The sequence below is a fragment of the Brevibacillus choshinensis genome, from assembly GCF_001420695.1.
Classification (GTDB): Bacteria; Bacillota; Bacilli; order Brevibacillales; family Brevibacillaceae; genus Brevibacillus; species Brevibacillus choshinensis.
In genome coordinates this window covers 2156166-2177978 of record NZ_LJJB01000007.1, presented here as the reverse complement: position 1 = coordinate 2177978, position 21813 = coordinate 2156166, and the positions used below count along the sequence as shown (strand labels likewise).

Sequence of the window (21813 nt, the reverse complement as noted above, 5' to 3'; positions counted from 1 at the left end):
CTTTTTTTCATTCCACCCCTGATCTTCTTCTGACACCCTTCCACGTTTTGCTTTATTTCTCATTTTTCAAGTGAGTCACAATGTTACATTCATAATAGTCAAAATCGCGACTCATTTACTGGGAGCTTGGGGTGGATTCAGCAGCAGACTGAAAAATGCTCCGCCTAAAGCAATGCATGCTGCGAGCAAAAAAGTGTCAGAATAGGCAGCCATCTCAGCGGCAACCGGATTGTCTTTATATACATTTACAGTAAGGCTAAAGGTACGAATTGCCAGAAAGTTGTTTAAGCAGGCAATTGCCACCGGGATGATTAGATTAGATCCTGCTGCGGTCAAAGGCGTGATTCTGCTGATCATAGAAGCTGGGGCTGATTGTAACATATATGTGTTTAGTGACATCATACATAAACCCATCCCTATGCCCAGTAAACCGACTATGCCAGCAATTTGCAGATGATGTGTTGTGTCACTTATCCAGGAAAGTAGCAGCAAAGCCACAGCAATGGTGCCCAGACCAGAGCAGGCTAATGGTCGGATGCCGAAACGGTCATATATTTTTCCACCTACTGGCATCAGAAGTCCTGAGGTAATAGCCAGCATGCTCATAATTAATCCGGCATCGAATGGGCTGAAAGAACGATATTTTTGCAAAAATAGCGGAATGTATACAAGTGACCCATTTAAGGCTGCATATTGAATCGAACTAACAATCATACCCCTACGAAAGCGATAGGCACGAAAAGCCCTTAATTCCAGAATGGGATATTCATGACGGAGTTCATGGAAACACAACCAAATCAGCAATAAAACTCCCGTCAATCCCATCACTAGATATTCCCAATTACTGGAACTTTGCTGATTTATGCTCAAAGTAAGAAGCACAAAGGCTGCTGGTGCAAGCAGAGCGCCAAGTCGATCGAACGGTTGCTGTTTATTGTGAGTTTTTTGCAGATGATCATGTTTGCACAGATGCCGCAAGCCAAGCCACACAGCAAGCGATCCAATGGGAAGATTGATCAGGAAGATCCATTGCCACCCCATAGACTCCAGCAACCAGCCGGATAAAATCGGCCCTGTAGCTGGGGCAATCAGCATAGGTATCCCAAGCATGCCCATAATCTGCCCCTTTTTGTCTTGGGGCGCCAGCCGATAAATCATTGCCATGCCAATCGGCTGGATCATTCCCCCCCCTAGTCCCTGAACGATTCGGAATGCGATAAGATGCCCCGCATTTTGTGCCAGTGAGCATAACAGTGAACCAAAGATAAATAACAAAACCATCGTCAAATATGCCCGACCTGCGCCGATTCTGTCTGAGAACCACCCTGAGAGCGGAACGGTAACGGCCATCGCCAGCATATAACCGTTGATGACCCACTGCAATGTCTCAAATGAGGCCTGAAAATCCTGTGTCAGGCTCGTAATAGCAACGTTCATCGCTGTACTATCGAGCATAACCATCATCATTCCAGGAATAATTGCAATTAAGGCGTAAATAAATGATTTACGGTTTGCCGGGACTGCAGCACTCACATTTGAAGTCGCAGCGGATGTGCTTTTTTTAAGCATCTAACCCTCTCCTGTCATTTTGAAATAATGAACACTACGTTGATTATCAGTGATGAAAAAATTATAATAGATCGACCAGGGTATCCAATGTTCATCTACTGCCCTTATGTTCATTAATCAACAGCAACTAGAAGAATGATCAGTAAGTCAGTGGAATTTTGATAGAATGAGGAAAAAATATGACAACTAGGATGGATCGTCGAATTCTCAGGACTCGTCAGCTGCTACGCGAAGTTTTTCTTGATCTGGCGATGGAAAACGGTATGGACAATATTACCGTAAAAGAGCTGACGGATAGGACTGGTTTGAACAGGGGCACCTTTTATTTGCATTATCAGGATATACAAGATTTTGCTGAGCAATTTCAGAACGAAATACTTGAGGGTTTTTATTCAATCATTAAAAAGCTCGGTCACGACATTGATCGGCAAAAGCCATTTGATGCCCCTCCACCTTACGGTTATGTTCGCCCCTTTGAATATGTCGTTGAGCACAAGCGGTTCTTTCAGGTATTCATGCCAAACGGAGACACGTCCTTTGGATTTCGGTTGACCCAATTAATACGTGAACAGTTTCATCGTTCTTATTTCTATTACAACTCCGAGAACTTGAGTGAAATCCCCGCCAAACAGCAGTATTTATTTTCCTACCTTGCCTCTGCTTATGTGGGGACCATTCACTTCTGGATTCAGCGAGATCTCGACCTGTCACCAACGGAATTGACCCTATTATTCTCGCAAATCTCACGCCTCGGATCAGCGCATCTGAATTAAAATTCTGATTCCATTCCCGTATTCTCCAAACCATCACAAAGCTACTGATTCCAGTTTCTGTCTTTCTGTGGGTCTATTACTTTCAAATTACCGCTACACAATGGTCAATAAGGAGACCGGCCAGGAGTATCCAACCGGAGGTGTGTTCCTTGACGTCATTCCTTTCGAACGGCTCGTCTTCACCTGGGGTTACCCCGGCGATCAGTACATGTACGACGGCTGGTCTGATACGCTCGACAATCTGTCGACGCACCTTCATGACCAGAAGTAGTACACGGCAGCAAGAGCCTTCACAGCCTCCCGCAAGTTATGATTCTGCTAACGGAATAAAAGAGCACAGCGCTGGAACAGAACCATCGCTTTTTTCGTTCAACCTTGCCATTGAGCTAACGGGTTCGTTAGTTCAATAACAACAGCGGCAGTCTAAGACTTTATTTTTCAAGTCCTAGTCTGCCGCTGTTTGATTTTTTGTCCAGTCTAATACTTATTTTTAGACGGCTGGCGATTTTCAATCTCATAAACCGCGTTATATCAAGCACTCCAGTCTAAAACTTTATTTTCACTGGACACAAAAAAGAAATCGGCACCCGGCGGGTACCAATTTCAAAAATTTACTTTGGACTTTCTAAAACTTGAAAGAGCCAAATACCCAAATGCAATACCGCAAATTGTAGAAAACTTTGTACCAAACATAAGCAACGTTTTGAAAGGTAGATATATCCCGATAGGGGAGAAATAGGTGAGGAAGATCGTGGTTCCAAAAAGTGCAGGTAGTCCAAGAGCAATTCCCTTAACCCAATCAAAGGTCCAGCGTCCTTCTATCTTAATCTGTTCAACTAAGCTAGGTAGGGCGAACAACATACCGAGAAACATAGGATAAATCGTACTGTATAAAAGAGACGGAAATGAATCATATGTCGCCTGCGTTCGTTCAACTAGCACCAGCTCATATTGCATTAGAGTTTTTAGTATGAATGCAACAATAATTATATAGCTCAAATATCCAATAAATCGTTTTGTTTTCCGGATGCAAATCCCCCCTCTTGGTATCATTAGTGTGTATGTGTCTGTAGTTTCAGAAGGTTTAACATGATGCTCAATGTATTAAGTATCAACTTTTTCGATTAAATAGCCAAACGACAAAGAGAAAAAACAGATATACCACTGTAATTACTACTGCCGATGCAAAGCATGCAAAAATTACGCCTATCCCAAATAGGTCGCCTAGTTCCGTGAAAGAAAATAACGCAAGCAAAAGTAATGAAATTTGCCATATTACGGTACCAATCTTGTAAGCCAAATCAACCACACATTTCTTGTCTGGTTAATTGGATTATCGGTTTAAAACATGAAGTGTTTTACAAATTGTGTAGGGAGATAAATGTCCACGATCACACCATAAAGTTTAAAATTGTATGTAACAAATTGGGCAGGAAGCGATAAAAGGTGAATAACATGATCCAACTATCAAGGGTATACCAACTTGCACTCGAGTGTGGTGTTCTACGGAAAAAAGATATTATTAACTGGTGTGACAGGGTCATTGAATCAAGAGATACATTCCCTTATGAAATTATTGAGGTTTCATTAATGGCATCATCCGAAACGGACAGTATAATAGATAAATTGACACAAATAGGATACGGGATTAATTACGATGACAGGTATTTAGTCAAACTAGTACTTTCGATAATCCAATATAAGAACCAATGCTGTAATTTGACATTAGAAGAAGGCATCCGTTGTACTGAAAAATTGATTGTACAAACGAAACTATGGGATGAATATGATTTTAGATCGCTTTATTTATTGGGAGACGATTACGACCTGGCAAAAGACTGTGTCATGTATAGTATGCAAGAAATTACGGAGAAATTTTCTGAAGAAATGGCGGCGTTTAGACAGTTTTCGAGTGATCTTATGATGATACATCAGGAAGTTCTTGGTGTTGAGTGGACGATGAAAACCCTGATTTAACTTATTAGTTATTGTGTAAAACCGAAAAAAAAAGGTACTTGATCATTGATCAAATACCCATTTTTCTTCATACCCCTTATTCGGTTTTGAATGGATATTGTTTATTACATTAACACCCCTGTACCATGCTGATTTTTGAAGACCATTGATTTCGTACAGAACTTGGTAAACGGTATTGCTTGCACCGGTTTCTCTTTCAAAAGGAGTTCTCGAATCATCAACTTTTTTGACTTGAATTACATTACCACCCATAAAGTGAATGACTCGGGCTATCTCTTCCTTATGAATACGAGTCATTCCGGATTGCACCAAAAAATGAAAAGGTAATGAAAGAATAAGGCCAAAGATAATAATCGAAATAAAAATCATCTTATTGTGTCGATTTCTTATAGCTAGTATTACGGTCATCAGAATAATTAAACACAGAATAAAAAACCAAAGCGAAATCATGTATACCAGCTACAAGAGAATTCTTAATCAAAATGATTACGGATGAGGGAAAGGTTGGTTCCCAAAAAAGTGATTTAACTCTGAGGTAATTATGTACAACGGAACCAAAAAGGGGGCCAGCAATTGACGCGGCCTCCCTAAATTACAATGGAAATCAAACTATTTAATTCGTGGGAGTTACTCTTCCGTCCACTCGGTCCGTAGGGTGGAAAACATGATCAAATCTACAAATTCTTCTTTGGATTTTTCGTATTGTCGGAGTTTACCTTCTTCAACGAAACATAATTTTCTTAAAACTTTTATCGAGTTGAGGTTCTCAGGCTCAATCTTTGCTTCAACTCTATTCAGATGAAGGCTCTCAAAGCCAAAGTTAATTAAAGTTCGTATTGCTTCAGTGGCATATCCTTTCCCCCAATAGGGATATCCGAGGTCATAGCCAATTTCTGCTCGTTCATTTTCGTAATCAAGATAATTAAACCCACACGAACCGATAATTTCGTTTGAGTGTTTCAAGAGGATTGTCCAACGAATTGCTTTATTTTCCGCGAACAGCCCCTGAAACATTTCAATCATCTGTTGAGCCTGTGAAACATCCGTTAATGATGCGTTCATATGTTTGGTGACCATTGGATCAGACCAAAATCCAAATAAAACAGGGGCGTCATTGAGTTGCATCGGTCTTAATAATAATCGTTCGGATGTCATTTGGTACATGTAAAAACCAACCTCCTAATTAATTAAGCTAATTAGAATCGATCAACCTACCTGGGCATAAATCAGTCCTTTCACCTAATAACTGGAGGTTAAACAAACATTGGTAGTATATCAAAAAAATTCAACCAACACTACACAACACACGATTTGTTAAGTCGCTATAATTGTGGTACTAAAAACAGTTGGGTGTGGTACTAAAATGTTTCTGGCAAAAAGCAATGTGAATGGCTCCTATTACTGGAGGCTGATGGAGTCTTACCGAGAGGATGGGAAAGTTAAAAAACGGACGGTTCGCAGCCTTGGAAATACGGAAAAGGCTTACGAAACCATAATGGAGGACGAGTCATTGAGCGAGTTTCTTCCAGACATCCAGCAGTTCGTGCAAGTACGTTCGCCATTGATCTGGTTCGGAGGTAAAAGCAAGATGGCCAAGACCATCATGGAATACTTCCAGGCGCACAAAACCTACGTTGAACCATTCGGCGGCGCGGCACACGTACTGGCACAAAAACAACCATCAAAGAATGAGGTTTACAACGATTTGAATGGTGACGCGGTCAATTTCTTCATGCAGGTACGGGCTGATCGGAAAAAGTTCTACGAGGCAGTGAAGTAGATACCATACGCACGGGCTTTGTATGAGGAATGGCGTACGCAACCTTTGCCCGACGATCCGTTCGAAAGGGCCGTCCGATGGTTCTACATTAACCGCAGCGAGATCGTCGGTGCAGTGAAGGGAATGCCAGGAGGATGGCGACACGGAGTGCAGCACGCTACCGCCCGGACATACCAGAGCGCTTGCGAGCTGATCGAGCCATTGGCTGAGCGTCTAGGCAAAGTGAACATCGAAAGCAAAGACTATTCGGTAATAATCGAAAAATACGATCATACAGAAACGTTCTTTTACATTGATCTCCTTACCGAGGACGTGAAGGAAGATATGCCGGTGGGTTCAACGACGATGACCATAAGAAGTTGGCCAACATGCTTTCTAGCATTAAAGGTAAAGCGCTGATATCCTACTACCCAGACCCATTGATCGATGAGCTGTACGCACGATGGAACCGAGTAGAGCTTGACAGCGTGGCTTATTCCAAACGAGTAGCAGCTGGAGAGGAAAAGCCGAAAACGACTGAGATTCTACTAATGAATTACTCAGTTTAACACATCATTACTTGTGAGAAGAAGGGATGAGTGTGGTGGAGACTCAAATGACGTGCCAAGAGGTAGGATTGACGAAGAAAGAAAAAGGCCTGCTGGCTTATCTGCTGGACGAAGAACAGGGCAAGCGTCAAATAGCCCCCAGCGCACCTAGCCAAGCTAGGTACGCATGAGAGAATTTGACGCTTACTTTCATGAGATCATTAGCAGTGTAGTAGTGGAGATTCAGTTTTTAATCGGAAATTCTTTATCAAAAAATACGATAGATGCAATTTCCTTATCATTTATAACATTTTCAAAAGTTTTAATCGTAAGTATTTGGTCAGTAAGATGATTCGCCGAAGTTGATCCGGTAAAAATTTTTGTCGTTTCTGAGGTGCCATCTTTATAGTTTATCGTGATAGGGAAGTTATCCAAATATTCATTTTCACCAATTTCCTTTAAGCTGCCGGCGGCTTCGAAAATCTCACGCGATGAGCTGCTTTCAATCTTTAAAGAAATCGAAATTGGCGAGACGGAGATTGTTTTTAATTCTGCGCTATAACCAAACATGGTAATGTTTTGATCGATCTGATAAAGGTTGGAATATTCCTTGAAATCCAGCTTAAAAGCTGTTTCCCAAGAACCCGGTACGACCGTTTCATTAAAAAGCCCCCCCGGACCCGGATCTGCTGCTTGTAAATTTTTGAATTCGAAATGAAGCGTTTGGCCCGCTATTGACTTTTTGGTCTGGATATTCATAACCAAACTAATTTTATTGTCATTAGGATTTCCATCGTCTAGCACATTATATCCAATACTATAACCCCCCAGAGCTGAACTAATCATTGTTTCCCCAAAACGGTATCGTGCTGCATGTAAAACAGTGCCTTCCGGGGCAGTAAAGTCCATTAAGATATAGCTCAGATTACTGTCGCCGATCACTTGCTTAATGGTAAGCGATCCATCCTCGTTTTCCACTTGCTTGTCAATTACATAAGCGCCATTTGACAAATATTGTGCCTGCTCATTATTTACTGGATTAAGAAATTTTAAAAATGTTTCATCTAATCCCATATATACCGCTGCAAAAGCGGTTGTAGTTAAACAAACCATTAGTACGGCAGACAGTACTGCAGGTCTTAAACGTTTCACGGCAGTAAATCCTCTGTGCCTTTTATTTTTATTCTGGCTTTGCACTAAAATGTTATGAAACATTTTTTCTTTTTGTTCGTTTTTTGGTGAAAGAGCTTCAAAAAGCTGATTGATATTTTTGTTACTCAAGATAATTCCCTCCCAAGTCAATTTTTAGGAGTTTTCGGCCTCTAGATAATTGCGTTTGGATCGTGCTTTCTTTGTGTCCTAACATCTCTGATATTTCTTTTACCGAGTACTCCTCGAAATAGTAAAGATACAAAACTGTTTTGTATTTTTCGGGAAGTGAAAGCATTCTTGCAAGCACCTCCCCCGATGACTCATTACCATTCCAAGAAGCAACTTCCGGTAAAGAGTCTAAAGCAACACGACGGGTTTTCCACCAATTTTTTAGGGAGTCTTTACAGTAATTTCTAGTGGTTACCATCAACCACGCTTTTTCATGCTCGTTGTCATTGAAAACCATTTGAGATTTGATTAGTTTTATAAATACAGATTGAACAGCGTCTTCTGCATCAACGGGATTTTTCAAATAGATATAGCACAACCTGTAAACTAGATCTGCGTGCCGTTGATATAGTTCGGCTAATTCTTTATCCGTACGCAATAAAGAATTGCTTTCCATTTTTTCGCCTCCTATATACAACACGATTGGCAACTCGAAAATATCCCATCCCCGTTTAAATTATTTTAACAGCTATATATTTCAATATTCGAATGCCAATTCTTTTTTGGGAATTAGTGATCGCCTGACTGGGCGTCGGAATGGCCTTCTTGGTCCTAATTATTGGGACGATCGGTATTATGATCAGAAAGCTGCGGCAGCGGATTTACCAAAAGAGAAATTAAGTAAAGAGAGGAGCTCCAAATTTTATTAAGCTAACGGGTTCAAGAGCTTAATACACACGAAGAACGGCAGCCAACGTAAATGGCTGCCGTTTTCTCAACTAACGGGCAGTTTAACGTAATGCGATGTATAATTAATCTCAAACAAAATCGGACTCGAAGCTTAATGGGGTGACGTAATGAGACTTATTGGCAGCAAGATTGAACAAGATATAAGGTCTGAGTTGATAAATTCTCATGAAGCATTGTTCACTGCAAAGAGTGAGAAAAGATTCCTAGAGACGTTAGAAAGACATCTCCCCTCTATGGTAACAGCGTATGTTCTCAACTGGATACCCGAACAGGGGGAGGATATCTTAACCTACCTCGTAAATATCGATACGGTTGCAATTATCGAGATTAATCGAGTTGACCAATCCGTTGAGCCTATTGTTGAAATATTGCCCCTTTCAGAATACAAGAGAGGTCTAAGTAAGATTAAACAAATTAAAATTGCAGTAGCAATTGACTTAGCTCGAAAAGATATTGAAGCAAAGCTAAACTAATGGGAGTAAATCTTCTGCTAACGGGTTCAATAGCTTAATAAACACGAAGAACGGCAGCCTGCGTAAATGGCTGCCGTTTTCTCAACTAACGGGCAGGATAACGCGGTAAAAGTATTGAATATTTTGTTAACTGTGGAGGTGTCTTAATGGAAGAACGTAAGTCTACCTATAATATTCGACATGCGACTTTGGGTTTTCAAGCCGAGTTAGAGCGATTAAAAGTGCAAGCTCTGATGGGATGGGATAAAGAGTTTCGCAACCTATCATGGTATGGATTGCAAAACGGGATGAAAGTCTTAGAACTTGGAAGTGGACCTGGTTTCGTGACAGAGCAACTCATTAATAACCTACCCGACAGTCAAATAATTGCTCTGGAAATCGATGCGACATTATTGGATAAAGCCAGAAACCTGCTAGAACACGTCCCCTCTTCACGAGTGCAGTTTGTTCAATCATCTGTCTATGGTACCGGACTACCTGATGACTCTTATGATTTTGCTATAGCGAGGTTACTCTTTCTTCATTTGAATGATCCGCAAGAGGCGGTACGTGAGATTTATCGAATACTAAAACCCGGAGGGAAGCTTGTCATCATCGATATTGATGACGGAATCTTTGGGGCGGTTAATCCAGATATTCCGTCGCTACCTTCTGTGTTAAGGAAAGTGGCGGAGCTACAAGCTACTAAAGGGGGCAATCGAATAATCGGAAGGAGTCTGCCAAGACTCTTAACAAGAGCAGGTTTTTCCGATGTAGATATGGATGTTGTTATACAACATAGTGATCTTCATGGGATTGAAGGTTTTAAACGGCAGTTTGATATTAATCGTTTTGTACCTTTTCTGAGAAATGGCGTTATCAACGAACAAGAGTACAATGAGTTAAAACAAGCACATGAGAACATTAACAATTCCCATGAAGCGTATGCGATGATGACCTTTGTTATGGCATGTGGTAAAAAAGTCTGAGCTTTATTGAGCTACCGGGTTCGATAGAGCAATAAATACAAAGAGAAGCTGCCGGTGATCAATCGGTAACGGGCAAATTAGCCTAGCTTGGTAAAATTAAGATGTTGTATAATGACCTATTAAGCTTTTGAAAGCTAAGTAAACTAACACTTATAAATGTACTTTGCTTTAAATAAAAGGGTGGTAATATGCTATCACATGAAGAAGTCAAAGTTTATTACATTGGATATTGCATTCACTTCTTTCAAAAAGAACAAGTGGTAGCTTGGGCTGACTCAATGATTGTTAAACTTGATTTGACTGAGATTCCCCAGCAATTATTTGATCTCTCCATGGTGAGAAGAGCAGAAGATATACCAAACATTCTTTTAGGTATGAGTTATGAAACTGATGAAGAAAATGCTTTACGTCATGTGGTTGGAATCATAGCAGAGAGTTACTTCTCTGGAGTATTAACCATGGAAGATGTTTGCAATTATCTTTATCGTCTCTCCAATTATGTTGGGCATGATCATGAGTGGCATAGCTATCTCTATGGTTTGACAGGGGATTATGAGTTGGCACTAGAGGGAATCTTTCCTGGGCTAGAGCAGTATCAAAAAAATATTGAAATATTTCTTAGAGAAAACATCGCAAATGAATAGTAGAGAAATACCATTCCTAATTTGTAAATCGAAGAATATAGGTTATACGCCCGTTGAACTAACGGGTTCGATAGCTTAGCAAAACATCAGAGGCTGCTGGATAAGATCCGGCAGCCTCGTTATGTTATTGGGCAGGATTATGGGCAAACGAACGTATTTAACACAAGCTCATATGTTAAATTGCTCAAACGTATGGGCGAAAATCTATTCCAAAATGTTCACTGAAAATAATGTATTAGAATCGAAAAATAAAGTGTTAGACTCAGAAAATAAAGTTGTAGACTGAGGAAATAAAGTATTTGGCTCCATCCCTGGCAACGTTCTTCAGGTCTTAGTAGCTGGTATCATCGTCATTCCGCTTGCGGGACGTTTGAAGAAGATTGTTGGGCAAGGTTAAAAACGTGAAAAACGCTCAGGGGATCGTACATTTACCTGAGCTTTTTTTATGGTGGCGCAATATAGCGGGATCGATGAAAGCGATCTGACTTTCTGGGGAGTCGTGTTGTCGCTAGGCTCCCTCTTACGTTATATTCTTCAACTTCTCGAGGTTAATCTCTCTATCCTCTGCTAACGCAAAGGTACCCACCCTGTAAAAATAGCACCACCGGACAGGCAGCGGTTTTGGACGATAAGTTCGCCTTTGTGCGCCCGGACAATTCGCCGCGCAATCGTAAGTCCAAGACCGACACCACCGTACGCAGGATTCCTCGACTTGTCCCCACGATAGAACGGCTCAAATATAAGCTTTAAATCTTGTTCAACAATACCAGTCCCGGTGTCTTCAATCATGAAGACAATGCGATCGTCTTCCTTTCGCCAACCGAATGTAATATTCCCGCCAAGCGGAGTATGCCTGATGGCATTGTCTATTAGATTGCCTACCGCTCGCCGTAACAAATACGAATCTCCTATTATACTGACCTCTTCTTTACACTTTCCTTCTTCATAGCGTAGCTCAATGCTTTTTTCCATGGCTACGGGTCGGAATTCTTCGGCAAGCTCTGCGAAGAGACGGCCAGGTTCCACCGATTCCGGCCGCAGCGTTTGCTCGATCGATTCGAGCTTTGTGTAAGAAAACAGATCGGAAACGAGCCTTTCGAGCTGCTCTGCTTTTTTACTGCAAATCGAAATATATCGACCTGCCTTGTCCGGATTGTTGGCCATCCCCTTTTCCAGCCGTGCCAAATATCCACGAAGGGTAAACAATGGCGTCCTCAAATCATGGGCGATCGCGTCGATGAAAAAGCGGCGCTCTTCCTCCAACTCGGACTGACGTAGAATCGATTCGCGCAAGCTGCTGCCCATAGCATGGAAAGCGGAGCGAACTGTCGCTACCTCAAGCACGCTCGATTCGGGCAGGTGAAAATCCAGGTTGCCGTCAGCAATCCGCCTCGCTGCCGCACTCATGGCTTCTAGTGGTTTAACGACGACTCGGCCCATTTTCCAGCCGATGAATAGTATGGCGCCCACTGCCGCAAGGATTGAGCACACTGTAGCAATCTCACTTCTCCTCTTCGGGACGAAGAAGAGCGCTTCACCTCGTACCTCACCTTGTTCGACGACACTGATTTGCCGTGCAGCGGTTCTTGTCGTATCGGTAGGTACAGAATGAAAAATTTCGCGTCTAGCGCTATCCAGCAGGATGATTCCTAGATCAGCACGATTGGCAATGCTTTGCAGCGAAGCCTGCCATGCCGGCTCCCCCCATCGTGCCGCACTCGTAACGCTCACGGTGCGGATGGCAGCAGTTAAGCCGATTTGCTGCCTTTCATAGCGAGAGCTTTCAAAGAAGTAATGATCGATCATGTCGGATATTTCAAATAATAACCGCGGAAGAAGAAGGACAATGAGCATGCCGATCATCATCCACTGGCGGATGCGAAGCTGTGGCCTCATGCCCGCACCCCTTCGAACCGGTAGCCGATGCCCCATACATTTGTGATAATTTTCGGCTTTCGCGGGTCCTCTTCGATTTTTTCGCGGATTCTCCCAATGTGCACGGTTACCGTATGCTTGTCGCCGATGCCGTCCCAAAAACGTTGCAGCAGTTGATCGTATGTGAATACTTGGCGCGGGTACTCGGCGAACAGGCACAAAATGTTGAATTCCTTCTTCGTGAGCGGCAGCGATCGTCCGTCCAGTACGGCCTCATGCGCTTTTACGTCCAGCACAAGCCTACCGAACCTCCATTCCGATTTCGTCACTTTTTCGCTTTTGTCATAGCGCCTGAGTACGGCTTTTATGCGCGCTACTACTTCTTCGGGGGTGGCTGACTTGACGATGTAATCGTCCCCGCCCAAGCTTAGACCGCGTATTTTGTCCATATCCTCTCCGCGCGCACTGAGGAACAGGATAGGGAGATCGCACGTCTTGCGGATGTGCCGGCACAGTTCCAGGCCGTTTTGCCCCGGCATCATGACATCTAGCAGCATGCAGTCAATCGGCTCACGGTCCAGTGCTTCGAGCGCCTCTGCGGCATTGAATGCAAGGACAGTGTCGAACCGTTCGTCCTCGAGGTAATCCCGCATTAATTCCACAATCTCTTTATCGTCATCCACAATGAGTACCGTGCGTTTTCCCTTCAGGCTCAAGCCGCTCACCTCTCCCGGAAATAACTAAGAATTTGAAAATATTGTAACATACATGTTCTTGGGTTCGGCTCATTTTGATTGAATTGTAACGGAAGAGTGATTGTTTTGTGACTTTTTCAAACAATCTTTCGTGAGATTCACCGGTTACGATAAGTCATGTCGATTCAAACAATTACGGGAAAGGCGGTTGATAGCATGAACATAGGCCGTATCGTGTACAGGATTCTGGCATGGGCCTTCTTAGGCTGCATTGTCATTCAAGTTTTTTTGGCGGGAATGGCGACTTTCGGGGATCCTTCCAAGTGGCTGACGCACTCTTTGTTCGTAAAAATTTTCGCTATGGTGCCTCTGGCCATGTTCCTTCTCGCTTTCATCGGAGGAATAAAGGGACGTGACCGTTTCCTCAGCCTGGCACTATTCCTGCTCGTGGTCATACAGTTTCTTACGGTTCAGGTGTTTTCATCCGTCTTCGTGATCGCAGCACTTCATCCGCTCATTGCCATGCTGCTGTTCTGGGGCTCGATTGCAGCCGTGAGAAAAGCGTGACATGAATGTTCGTCCTACCTGGACAGATCAACCCGAAAACCGAGGAGGTAGCATGATGAATCAACTGTTAACAGGACAATTGGCGTTAGTAACGGGAGGAAGCGGCGGGATCGGCGGTGCAGTTGCGGAAAAACTGGCGTCCTGCGGCGCGAATATCGCGGTCCATTACCTGCGCAATAAAGAACGAGCGGAGGAAACGGTACGTCGCATCCGGGAAGCAGGAGGACAAGCGGCTGCTTTTCATGCAGACCTTTCGGAGGTTCGCCAAATTGACTTGCTTGTGAAGGAAGTTCACGCCACATTCGGCGTATCCGTCGACGTTTTGATCAATAATGCGGGGCAAATGAGCCACAGGGCATCCATTATGGAAATCACGGAAGAATATTACACGCAGATGATGGATATCAATTTCAAATCGTGCGTGTTTCTAAGCAAAGCAGTTCTGCCTTTTATGCTAGAAAAGGGAGTAGGCAGCATTGTGAACATCGCTTCGCTTGCTGCCCATAACGGCGGCGGGTCTGGGGTGGCGGTGTATGCCGCAGCCAAGGGCGCCATGTTGACTTTTACAAAAAATGCGGCGAAGGATTTCGCCTGCAAAGGCATTCGCGTCAACGCCATCACTCCTGGTGTCATCGCCAATACTTCTAACGATCGGTTCAAAAATGAAGAGGTCCGCAAATCGATCATCTCCGGTATTCCACTTGGGCGTGAGGGGATGCCGGAGGATGTGGCGAACGCAGTGCTGTTCCTCACCTCCAGTCTCTCCGGGTTCATAACGGGCGAAACACTGGAACTGAACGGCGGCATGTACATGAGATGACGATAAGGAGATGAGCCATAATGGAAATGAATGTATACACGCAGTGGGTGAAGCTGGTTCAATCTCAGCATCCACAGAAGCTTCTGCCATTCGCGCGCAATATGGATGAACAAACTCTCGCGTCCATATATGGCATGGATGTGGGCACGTACAGGTCTATTCAGTTTCAACTGTCGCAGCAGGCGCAGAATGTGGCTTTGCAGATGCTGGAAGATTCGGCCCTTGCTGGTATGGTGGATCGCCTGCCGATCCAAACGGGGCAGACGGTGATCGCGATTGGTGAAAGCACAACGGACGATCTGCTTTCATGGTTTGAGTTGCTCCGCCACCTTGTCGGACTGAGGAGGCCAAAGGAAGCAATCCGGTTTATTAACGAAGGGATTTCGGGTTATACGACTGCACAAGTATTGAGAAGGATGAGCGACTTTGTCTCTCAGAAGCCGGATTGGATCTTATGTATGATTGGCAGCAACGACGTGTTGAGGATTGGTCCGGAGCCATCCAAAACGCAGGTCAGCGCTGAAGAAACGGTCAAAAACTTGGCAGCGATTCGGCATATTGCCGCTTCCCTGACGAAAACCAGCTGGGTGTGGCTGACTCCGCCGACCTTCGATGAAGAGCGTGCTGCGGCTTATCCGTACTTTCAGTTCGGCCAGCTTGCTTGGCGCAATGAGGATATTACGCGTGTGGGCGATATCATCCGCGACCTTCCGGATAAAGTTGTAGATACCCAGGCAGGATTTGCGGTGCCTGTCGCTTCACTGTTGCTCGGTCCCGATGGTGTTCATCCTACTCTAGAAGGCCATAAAGCGATCGTAACACAACTGGTTGAAGTACTCGCCGGAGGGGGTACGGTATGAAGCTCATCGTGTTCGGCGGGACCGGCGGCACCGGACGACAGGTTGTCGTTCAAGCTTTGGAGGAAGGGCACGAGGTCGCCGTTGTCGTTCGTAGGCCAGAGACGTTTGAGCTTCGCCACGATAAGCTGAAAGTGGTCAAGGGCGACGTTCTCATGCCCGCCACTTTCAGACAAGCGATGAGTGGGATGGATGCGGTGCTGTCCGCACTTGGCGTATCCCACCGGAATCCGACAACGGTTTATTCGGCAGGAACGGCAAATCTCATGGAAGTGATGCAGGAGACAGGTGTGCCCCGCCTCGTCTGCCTCTCATCTGCGGGGCTGGATGACCCCGCTGATTCGCCACTGCTGCAGCGGCTGGTCATCCGGTTCGTCATTCAGCGGATGTATAAACACGCATATGAGGATATGGTGCGAATGGAAGCGGCTGTCCGGGCTTCCTCCGGGATAACTTGGACCGTCGTTCGTCCTCCGCGGCTGACGAACGGGCCACGAACGGAAGCTTACCGCACCGCTGTTAACAAGCCTTTGCTTCGTGCCAAGGGAATATCACGTGCCGACTTGGCGAATTTCATGATCCAATCGATAGCGGACAGGTCCACTTACCAGGCAGTCGTTGAGATATCAGACTAAGAAAGGAGGTTTTGGCCATGATGATCGCAGAAAAAAGCAGGATCGGCAGCAGTAAATATGGCCTGGAATACTTCTGTCATCATCGTTTTGTTCAAGGCGTTCCTCATCATGCTGGCGCTTCTTGTAGTCTCGGAAAAGAGAGCGCAGGAGCCGATTGGTTCCGTGGGCACAAACCGACAGGATGGCTTTCTGCTAAAAAGATTCAGCTACCGGAGAATCCTGCTCGGGGCAAGCGTGTTTTTTCTGACCGACCTTTTCTTGCTCAGCCTGCGAGAGCTGTTGCCGCCGGAGGTGCTGCATAACATGGTTCAGTCTCTATCCGCTTCAATCGCGCATACATTTCCATGGACGTTCATCCCGGTTGCTCTTGCAGTAGGTCGTCGGGAGGAACACGGAGGATGAAAGAAACGCGCAAAGTCCGGATCATTTGGAGCGTAATCGTCGTGCTTGCTACGGGAGCAGCCGGTTTTGCCGTCGCCCCTTATCTTTATTTTGATCCCAGCCTCAGCCGGGTAGAGCCAAATCCTTCTTTTCCGCCGCATTATGCACTCCTTCTAGTGCATATATGGTGCTCATTCCTAGCTCTTCTCATCGGCTGGATACAGTTTCTGCCCGGGACTAGAAAGCGGCGAACGGATGTCCACCGGGTGGTAGGACGGATATATTTGGGGCTTGTTGCGGTCGGCGGAGTAACCGGACTTACGGTTGGGATGTTTGCGACGAGCTATATTAGACAGATGGCCTTTCTGACTTTGGGTCTTCTATGGCTATTTACTGCCTGGAAAGGTTACCGAAAAGCGAGGCTTGGAGAGTATGGGGAACATCGGATGTGGATGGTCCGAAATTACTCATTGACGCTAGTCGCTGCCAGCGCGCGCCTTCTTACTCCTTTTTGCATCCTGATCTATTTGGCAGGGCACGGAGGTCAATCGGCAGGTGGCGTTGCAACCGTAATGAAGCAGGTTCTTCAGATCAACATCTGGATTGGTCTTGCTACAAATCTCGTCATTGCGGAGTGGATTATCTTGAACCGGATCAAGAGATAGCGTTCTGAAAATAGGAAGAGGTTCGAAGCTCGAAACTCATTCAAAGGATATTGAAAAAGAAGAAAGGAAGCTGACACTTATGACGATACCTGAGCACACTAAAGCCTTTCTGGATGAAGCTGCGAAATTTCCTCCGTTGCATAGGTTGACACCCGAGGAAATCAGAAAAGCAGTCATCGCTACCGCCATTTCGGAAACGTATGATCTTGCGAGTACGGAAACATTGGCGTTGAACGGACCGCACGGACCTCTTGCTGCGCGACTCTACCGGCCATCAAATGAAAGCTCGCTCCCCGTCATTCTTTTTTTCCACGGTGGAGGCTTCGTCTTTACCACGATGGAACAGTATGATCCGATGTGCAGCAAGCTTGCAGCGGTAAGCGACTGCGCTGTCTTATCCGTAGATTACCGGCTTTCGCCGGAGAATCCTTTCCCGGTTCCAGTCGAAGAAGCTCTGTTTGCGGCGGCATGGCTTGGCAAGCATGCTGAGTCGCTCGATCTGGATCCGATGCGCATCATCGTGTCGGGTGAAAGCGTCGGGGCCAATCTCGCCGCCATCGTGGCACAGAGGACCGGCAAAAATGGAGTTCCGAACATCGCCTACCAAATCCTGCTGTGCCCTCTGACCGACTGGTTCAGTGAATATGAAGCGAAAGAGACGTACGGTACCGGCTATTTCTTGACCAAAGCGCTTCTGGACTACTGCGCCGGCCATTATTTGGGTGAATGGAACCGGAAGGCCCCCCTCGCCTCGCCGCTCTTCGGAGAAACCATAGGTCTTGCGCCTGCCCTGGTCGTCTCCGCCGAGTACGATCCCCTTCGCGACGAGGGCGAACGCTATGCGTATAAAATGATCGAGAACGGCGTCAATGTTACATTAAAGCGATATTCGGGAATGATCCACTTGTTCTATGCGATGACGGACGTATTCCCAGAAGGGGACGATGTTTACGATTTGATCCGTAGGCAACTTCGGACATTGCACTAGCCTGCATTGGATGGAAATTCATCCGGCAACTTTCGTATTGATTAACCCCACCTTCTGCGGATACTTCTTAGTTATCAGGTCAACCAGCGCTCTATGGTTGGCCATTTTCATTGGGAGCATGAAGAGGGTTTTCTACAAGTAGGGGGCGAACAGTTTAGCGGACGGGGTCAATGCCCCACGGGCAGGGACGTTCTACCCCGGCTTGTGCCAGCGGTAGTTACGGTGGGGTCATTTCATAGTGGAGAATCCACAAGCACGATTCCGGATAAGGCAATCATCAAGGGAGCCGTGCGAGCTTTTGGAGAGGAAACAATCACCGGGATGGAAAAAATGGTCAGCCAAATTGCCGAGGGAATTTGTGAAGCAGAGGGCGCTCGGGCAAAGTGCACATTCGACAGAGGGTATCCGACTGCATGGAATCATCCAGAGGAAGTAAAAAAAATTAAAGAAGTGGCCCGAACCCTTTTTGGTGAGGATAAGGTCATGAGATTCCCGCCATTAATGGTGGGAGAAGACTTCGGCTACTACACGAAAGCAGTACCGGGGGCATTCTTTCACGTCGGCGGAGGAAAAGAGTACGAACATCATCATCCCAAGTTTGATGTAGAAGAGGAATCCATGTTGTATATTGGAAAGTTGTTTATATCACTGGTATTGAATAACCAAAGATCCAGTCACTGAACAATATAAGGATTTTATGTACTTGGATCCGCGATGGAAAGCAACTGTGAAGTTTCGGAATTGGACCAGGAGCGGCATGTTGCGATCCCCAATGTTCGTAGATTTCGTCTTGAATTACGTAGGATAAGGCTTGCCAGTGGGCGAGCTTTTTTTCTGAAATGAGAATGTTCCCCCAACACTAATCTGGTTTATCACGTCATCAATAGTATGAGAAGGTGATAAGAGGTGAATGAAGATGTGCGGACGATTTACGATTGTATTTGAACCAGAACTTCTGATTCGACGCTTGGAGTGAATGAGATCCCCTTCGAGTGGAGGGCTTTATTCAACGCTGCTCCTGGGCAGAAAATCCCTGCTATCATTGAGGAAAAAGGGGAACGTCGTTTGGGACAGTTAAGTGGTGTGCAGAGATAACAAAGTTTTATAGACACTTGCTCACTTTTCAAATTTAATGGTGGATTATTCATTTCGGCTGCCGTCACTGGCGTGCGCCGCCCAAGCCCCCCGAGTGGAAAGAGATTGTTTCGAAATATTGCGGTTCCATTCGAAAATGCGTACACACGAGTTCTGCGAGTGTATACTCTGAATCAGCAATGGAATTTCACAAGAAGAAGGGGGATGCATTTTCCACATGATCAAGCATAATTCAATTCTTAATCTTGATATGGATGAACGTATGGACATTGGAACCTATCTGTTGGAACAAATCAATGACTATATGACGCACATACGCGGGGTTCGTGTCTCACCTGAACTCAGCGTGGATGCTGTTGCAGAACACGTACGTAGATTATCTTTTGAGCATCCCGTCAGCGCGCGCGAGGCGATTTATCATATCCTGGAGGGATTAAGGCAATACCAGGTGCATACGCCACACCCGCGATATTTCGGCCTGTATAATCCGCGGCCCAACTTCATGGGAATTATGGCGGACACGATTACTGCAGCATTCAATCCGCAGCTTGCAGCCTGGAGCCATGCGCCTGTAGCGGTCGAAATGGAGAACTATGTATTGAAAGAGATAGCTTCAAAATTCGGTTATTCAGCAGAGGCAGCAGATGGAACATTTACAACGGGGGGAGCGGAAGCAAATCTGACGGCCGTACTGACCGCACTAGTTCATCGTTTTCCATCTTATGCCAAAGAGGGGCTGAGGTCGCTCCCCACGCATCCCGTCATGTATGCCTCTGCTGAGAGCCACCATTCCCTGGTAAAGGCAGCGCGTTCCTGCGGACTGGGTACAGATTCCCTTCGTATTATTACGACGGGCTCTGAAATGCATATAGATGTTCATGCGCTTCATCATCAAATTCAAGTGGATCGCGCTGCTGGATACACTCCTTTTCTCATCATTGCGACGGGTGGAACGACCGGCGCCGGAGCAATTGATCCCATAAACAAAATGGCAAATCTGGCTGAACGTGAGCAACTGTGGCTGCATGTGGATGCTGCGTACGGTGGAGCCTCCGTGTTCGCACCAGAACTGCGGGATCTACTTCGTGGTATTGACCGAGCTGACTCCATTACCTTCGACGCGCATAAGTGGATGTCTGTTCCTATGGGAGCGGGAATTTATATCACACGGCATAAGGACATCTTACATAAAACATTCAGCATCACGGCAGATTATATGCCGAAAGAAGGGGCTGATCTGGATGTTATTGATCCGTTCACTCATTCAATTCAATGGTCGCGAAGGTTTATCGGTTTGAAAGTATATTTATCGCTTGTGACGGCTGGTTGGGAAGGCTATCGCAGCGTAGTGCAGCACCAAACAGAGATGGGCAATCGGTTGCGCCGGGAGCTTGCATGCTCTAACTGGAAGGTTGTCAATGATACCGTATTGCCTGTCGTATGCTTTACGGATTCCAATATTCAATCAAATATCCAATCGAATTTCGCATCATTTATATGTCAAGAGATATTACGTTCAGGGCAGGCATGGATTTCAATATACGAAATAAACAAGGCTCCAGTGCTGCGGGCTTGTATTACGAACTACGATACAACAGAGGAAGATATTATGGTATTGATGCAGTTGCTGAATGGAGCAAGAGCAAAATATTTGGAAGAGATATCCGAACGGTCTGAGCTGAATCTATAGCCAAGGAAGACATTATACCATCAATGGGCTGAACAATAGTCATGTAATGACTTATGATAGTTGAGCGGGTCGGACAATATCCCGATGGAGTGCGGTACACGTTCAAAGAGCTGTTGGAATTGCGCGTCCAGCATACCCGTGACCACCTTGCCCAGATCCAGCGGGTAAGGCAGGCATATCGGGAGGATAGGGCATAACACTATATGCTAGTTGTGATTAAACTAACGGGTTCGATAGCTGAACAAACACAAAAATGGGCTGCCGGTGATAATTCGGCAGCCTTTGTTAAACTAAACCAGCTAATAGGATGTCAACATTTTTCATTAAACGTGTTTATGTTTAATTGTTATACTGAAATTGAGCATGGCAAATAACCATCCGTCGCAATGATGGAAGGATTTATCTCTATTGTTGCTTATTGGTATTAAGCAAGATCAAGGAAAGTTTCTTTACGCTTTAAGAGGGTAAAAATCCAGTGGATCAGTTTGTTCGCACAAGCAACGACCGTGACTTTAAATGGCTTTCCTTCATCGCGTTTTCTGTCATAAAACTCTTTTAGTTTCTTATTGCGTGAACTCCTGATACCGCATAGGACAGCCATATATAAGGCATGTCGCAGCCTGCTGGAACCTCTTTTCGTGATTCGATTAATTGTTGCAGTGAACTTGCCAGAAGAATGCACGCTGGGATCGATTCCGGCAAAGGCAACAAGTTTTTTAGGGTGATTAAACCGCTCTATCTCACCAATTTCAGAGATAATCGTT

At 45.2% G+C, this 21813-nt stretch carries 25 protein-coding genes and 2 pseudogenes; 19 read left to right on the top strand and 8 right to left on the bottom strand.

Annotated elements, in window-relative coordinates; genetic code table 11:
- Nucleotides 1-111 precede the first annotated feature (111 nt).
- Entirely contained in the window at nt 112-1569 is a 1458-nt protein-coding gene (locus AN963_RS10285; RefSeq protein WP_055744371.1) for an MDR family MFS transporter, read from the bottom strand.
- A gap of 179 nt (nt 1570-1748) precedes the next feature.
- On the opposite strand from AN963_RS10285, the gene AN963_RS10280 reads away from it, so the two are divergent.
- Together AN963_RS10280 and AN963_RS10270 are read left to right on the top strand one after the other, a co-directional pair.
- On the top strand, nt 1749-2342 hold the full coding sequence (locus AN963_RS10280) for a TetR/AcrR family transcriptional regulator (RefSeq protein ID WP_055744370.1): 594 nt from the start codon (nt 1749-1751) through the stop codon (nt 2340-2342).
- A gap of 1446 nt (nt 2343-3788) precedes the next feature.
- On the top strand, nt 3789-4319 hold the full coding sequence (locus AN963_RS10270; protein ID WP_055744368.1) for a hypothetical protein: 531 nt from the start codon (nt 3789-3791) through the stop codon (nt 4317-4319).
- A gap of 42 nt (nt 4320-4361) precedes the next feature.
- Here AN963_RS10270 and AN963_RS30840 read toward each other — a convergent pair whose 3' ends face one another.
- The gene (locus tag AN963_RS30840) at nt 4362-4616 is read right to left on the bottom strand and encodes a hypothetical protein (protein ID WP_152985631.1); all 255 of its coding nucleotides are present in this window, start codon (nt 4614-4616) and stop codon (nt 4362-4364) included.
- Nucleotides 4617-4946: 330 nt separating this feature from the next.
- Nucleotides 4947-5483, bottom strand: coding sequence for a GNAT family N-acetyltransferase (locus tag AN963_RS10260; protein ID WP_055744366.1), 537 nt, complete (start codon nt 5481-5483; stop codon nt 4947-4949).
- Between the two features lie 199 nt (nt 5484-5682).
- Between AN963_RS10260 and AN963_RS30835 the strand changes: the two genes are divergently transcribed.
- The 3 genes from AN963_RS30835 to AN963_RS31150 all read left to right on the top strand — a co-directional run bounded on the left by AN963_RS30835 (nt 5683) and on the right by AN963_RS31150 (nt 6817).
- Nucleotides 5683-6099 carry a DNA adenine methylase gene (locus AN963_RS30835; RefSeq protein ID WP_152985630.1) on the top strand — a complete coding sequence of 139 codons (417 nt, stop codon included), beginning with the start codon at nt 5683-5685 and terminating at the stop codon, nt 6097-6099.
- Nucleotides 6100-6246: 147 nt separating this feature from the next.
- Nucleotides 6247-6498 (top strand): hypothetical protein, encoded by a 252-nt coding sequence (locus AN963_RS30830; protein ID WP_152985629.1) that lies wholly within the window; start codon nt 6247-6249, stop codon nt 6496-6498.
- Between the two features lie 181 nt (nt 6499-6679).
- Nucleotides 6680-6817 carry a hypothetical protein gene (locus tag AN963_RS31150; RefSeq protein ID WP_161827268.1) on the top strand — a complete coding sequence of 46 codons (138 nt, stop codon included), beginning with the start codon at nt 6680-6682 and terminating at the stop codon, nt 6815-6817.
- A 52-nt stretch (nt 6818-6869) separates the two neighbouring features.
- On the opposite strand, the gene AN963_RS10250 is transcribed toward AN963_RS31150, so the two are convergent.
- A complete protein-coding gene (locus tag AN963_RS10250; RefSeq protein ID WP_055744365.1) occupies nt 6870-7907 on the bottom strand; it encodes a DUF4179 domain-containing protein in 1038 nt (345 codons plus the stop codon).
- Entirely contained in the window at nt 7900-8403 is a 504-nt protein-coding gene (locus AN963_RS10245; protein ID WP_055744364.1) for an RNA polymerase sigma factor, read from the bottom strand. The genes AN963_RS10250 and AN963_RS10245 overlap by 8 nt, the downstream gene beginning before the upstream one ends.
- Nucleotides 8404-8803: 400 nt before the next feature.
- Between AN963_RS10245 and AN963_RS10240 the strand changes: the two genes are divergently transcribed.
- From AN963_RS10240 to AN963_RS31875, 4 genes and pseudogenes are all read left to right on the top strand, one after another.
- A complete protein-coding gene (locus AN963_RS10240; protein ID WP_055744363.1) occupies nt 8804-9169 on the top strand; it encodes a hypothetical protein in 366 nt (121 codons plus the stop codon).
- Nucleotides 9170-9315: 146 nt separating this feature from the next.
- Nucleotides 9316-10137, top strand: a complete 822-nt coding sequence (locus tag AN963_RS10235) for a class I SAM-dependent methyltransferase (protein ID WP_055744362.1) — start codon at nt 9316-9318, stop codon at nt 10135-10137.
- 188 nt (nt 10138-10325) lie between these two features.
- On the top strand, nt 10326-10781 hold the full coding sequence (locus tag AN963_RS10230) for a hypothetical protein (protein ID WP_055744361.1): 456 nt from the start codon (nt 10326-10328) through the stop codon (nt 10779-10781).
- A gap of 298 nt (nt 10782-11079) precedes the next feature.
- Nucleotides 11080-11178, top strand: a pseudogene (locus AN963_RS31875) (ECF transporter S component); the annotation flags it as partial.
- Between the two features lie 170 nt (nt 11179-11348).
- Here the strand turns inward: AN963_RS31875 and AN963_RS10225 are convergent.
- Both AN963_RS10225 and AN963_RS10220 read right to left on the bottom strand, forming a co-directional pair.
- Nucleotides 11349-12677, bottom strand: a complete 1329-nt coding sequence (locus AN963_RS10225) for a sensor histidine kinase (protein WP_055744360.1) — start codon at nt 12675-12677, stop codon at nt 11349-11351.
- Nucleotides 12674-13366, bottom strand: a complete 693-nt coding sequence (locus AN963_RS10220; RefSeq protein WP_055744534.1) for a response regulator transcription factor — start codon at nt 13364-13366, stop codon at nt 12674-12676. Before AN963_RS10220 ends, AN963_RS10225 begins: the two co-directional genes overlap by 4 nt.
- Nucleotides 13367-13567: 201 nt before the next feature.
- Here AN963_RS10220 and AN963_RS10215 point away from each other — a divergent pair, with 201 nt between their 5' ends.
- From AN963_RS10215 to AN963_RS32665, 10 genes and pseudogenes are all read left to right on the top strand, one after another.
- Complete coding sequence (locus AN963_RS10215) at nt 13568-13918, top strand: DUF6220 domain-containing protein (protein WP_055744359.1); 351 nt, start codon at nt 13568-13570, stop codon at nt 13916-13918.
- 55 nt (nt 13919-13973) lie between these two features.
- Nucleotides 13974-14738 (top strand): SDR family NAD(P)-dependent oxidoreductase, encoded by a 765-nt coding sequence (locus tag AN963_RS10210; protein WP_055744358.1) that lies wholly within the window; start codon nt 13974-13976, stop codon nt 14736-14738.
- A 20-nt stretch (nt 14739-14758) separates the two neighbouring features.
- On the top strand, nt 14759-15598 hold the full coding sequence (locus tag AN963_RS10205; protein WP_055744357.1) for an SGNH/GDSL hydrolase family protein: 840 nt from the start codon (nt 14759-14761) through the stop codon (nt 15596-15598).
- Nucleotides 15595-16230 carry an NAD(P)-dependent oxidoreductase gene (locus tag AN963_RS10200; protein ID WP_055744356.1) on the top strand — a complete coding sequence of 212 codons (636 nt, stop codon included), beginning with the start codon at nt 15595-15597 and terminating at the stop codon, nt 16228-16230. The genes AN963_RS10205 and AN963_RS10200 overlap by 4 nt, the downstream gene beginning before the upstream one ends.
- A gap of 17 nt (nt 16231-16247) precedes the next feature.
- Entirely contained in the window at nt 16248-16532 is a 285-nt protein-coding gene (locus AN963_RS10195; protein WP_083496865.1) for a hypothetical protein, read from the top strand.
- A gap of 96 nt (nt 16533-16628) precedes the next feature.
- Nucleotides 16629-17276 (top strand): DUF2306 domain-containing protein, encoded by a 648-nt coding sequence (locus AN963_RS10190; protein ID WP_055744354.1) that lies wholly within the window; start codon nt 16629-16631, stop codon nt 17274-17276.
- Nucleotides 17277-17355: 79 nt separating this feature from the next.
- Nucleotides 17356-18264, top strand: coding sequence for an alpha/beta hydrolase (locus AN963_RS10185; protein WP_055744353.1), 909 nt, complete (start codon nt 17356-17358; stop codon nt 18262-18264).
- A gap of 222 nt (nt 18265-18486) precedes the next feature.
- A complete protein-coding gene (locus tag AN963_RS10180) occupies nt 18487-18945 on the top strand; it encodes a M20/M25/M40 family metallo-hydrolase (protein WP_055744352.1) in 459 nt (152 codons plus the stop codon).
- Nucleotides 18946-19576: 631 nt separating this feature from the next.
- Nucleotides 19577-21049, top strand: a complete 1473-nt coding sequence (locus tag AN963_RS10175; RefSeq protein WP_055744351.1) for a pyridoxal phosphate-dependent decarboxylase family protein — start codon at nt 19577-19579, stop codon at nt 21047-21049.
- Nucleotides 21050-21108: 59 nt separating this feature from the next.
- Nucleotides 21109-21246, top strand: a pseudogene (locus AN963_RS32665) (DinB family protein); the annotation flags it as partial.
- A gap of 227 nt (nt 21247-21473) precedes the next feature.
- Here the strand turns inward: AN963_RS32665 and AN963_RS10170 are convergent.
- Nucleotides 21474-21813: transposase (locus tag AN963_RS10170; protein ID WP_152985658.1), on the bottom strand; the 340-nt coding region annotated here is incomplete at its 5' end.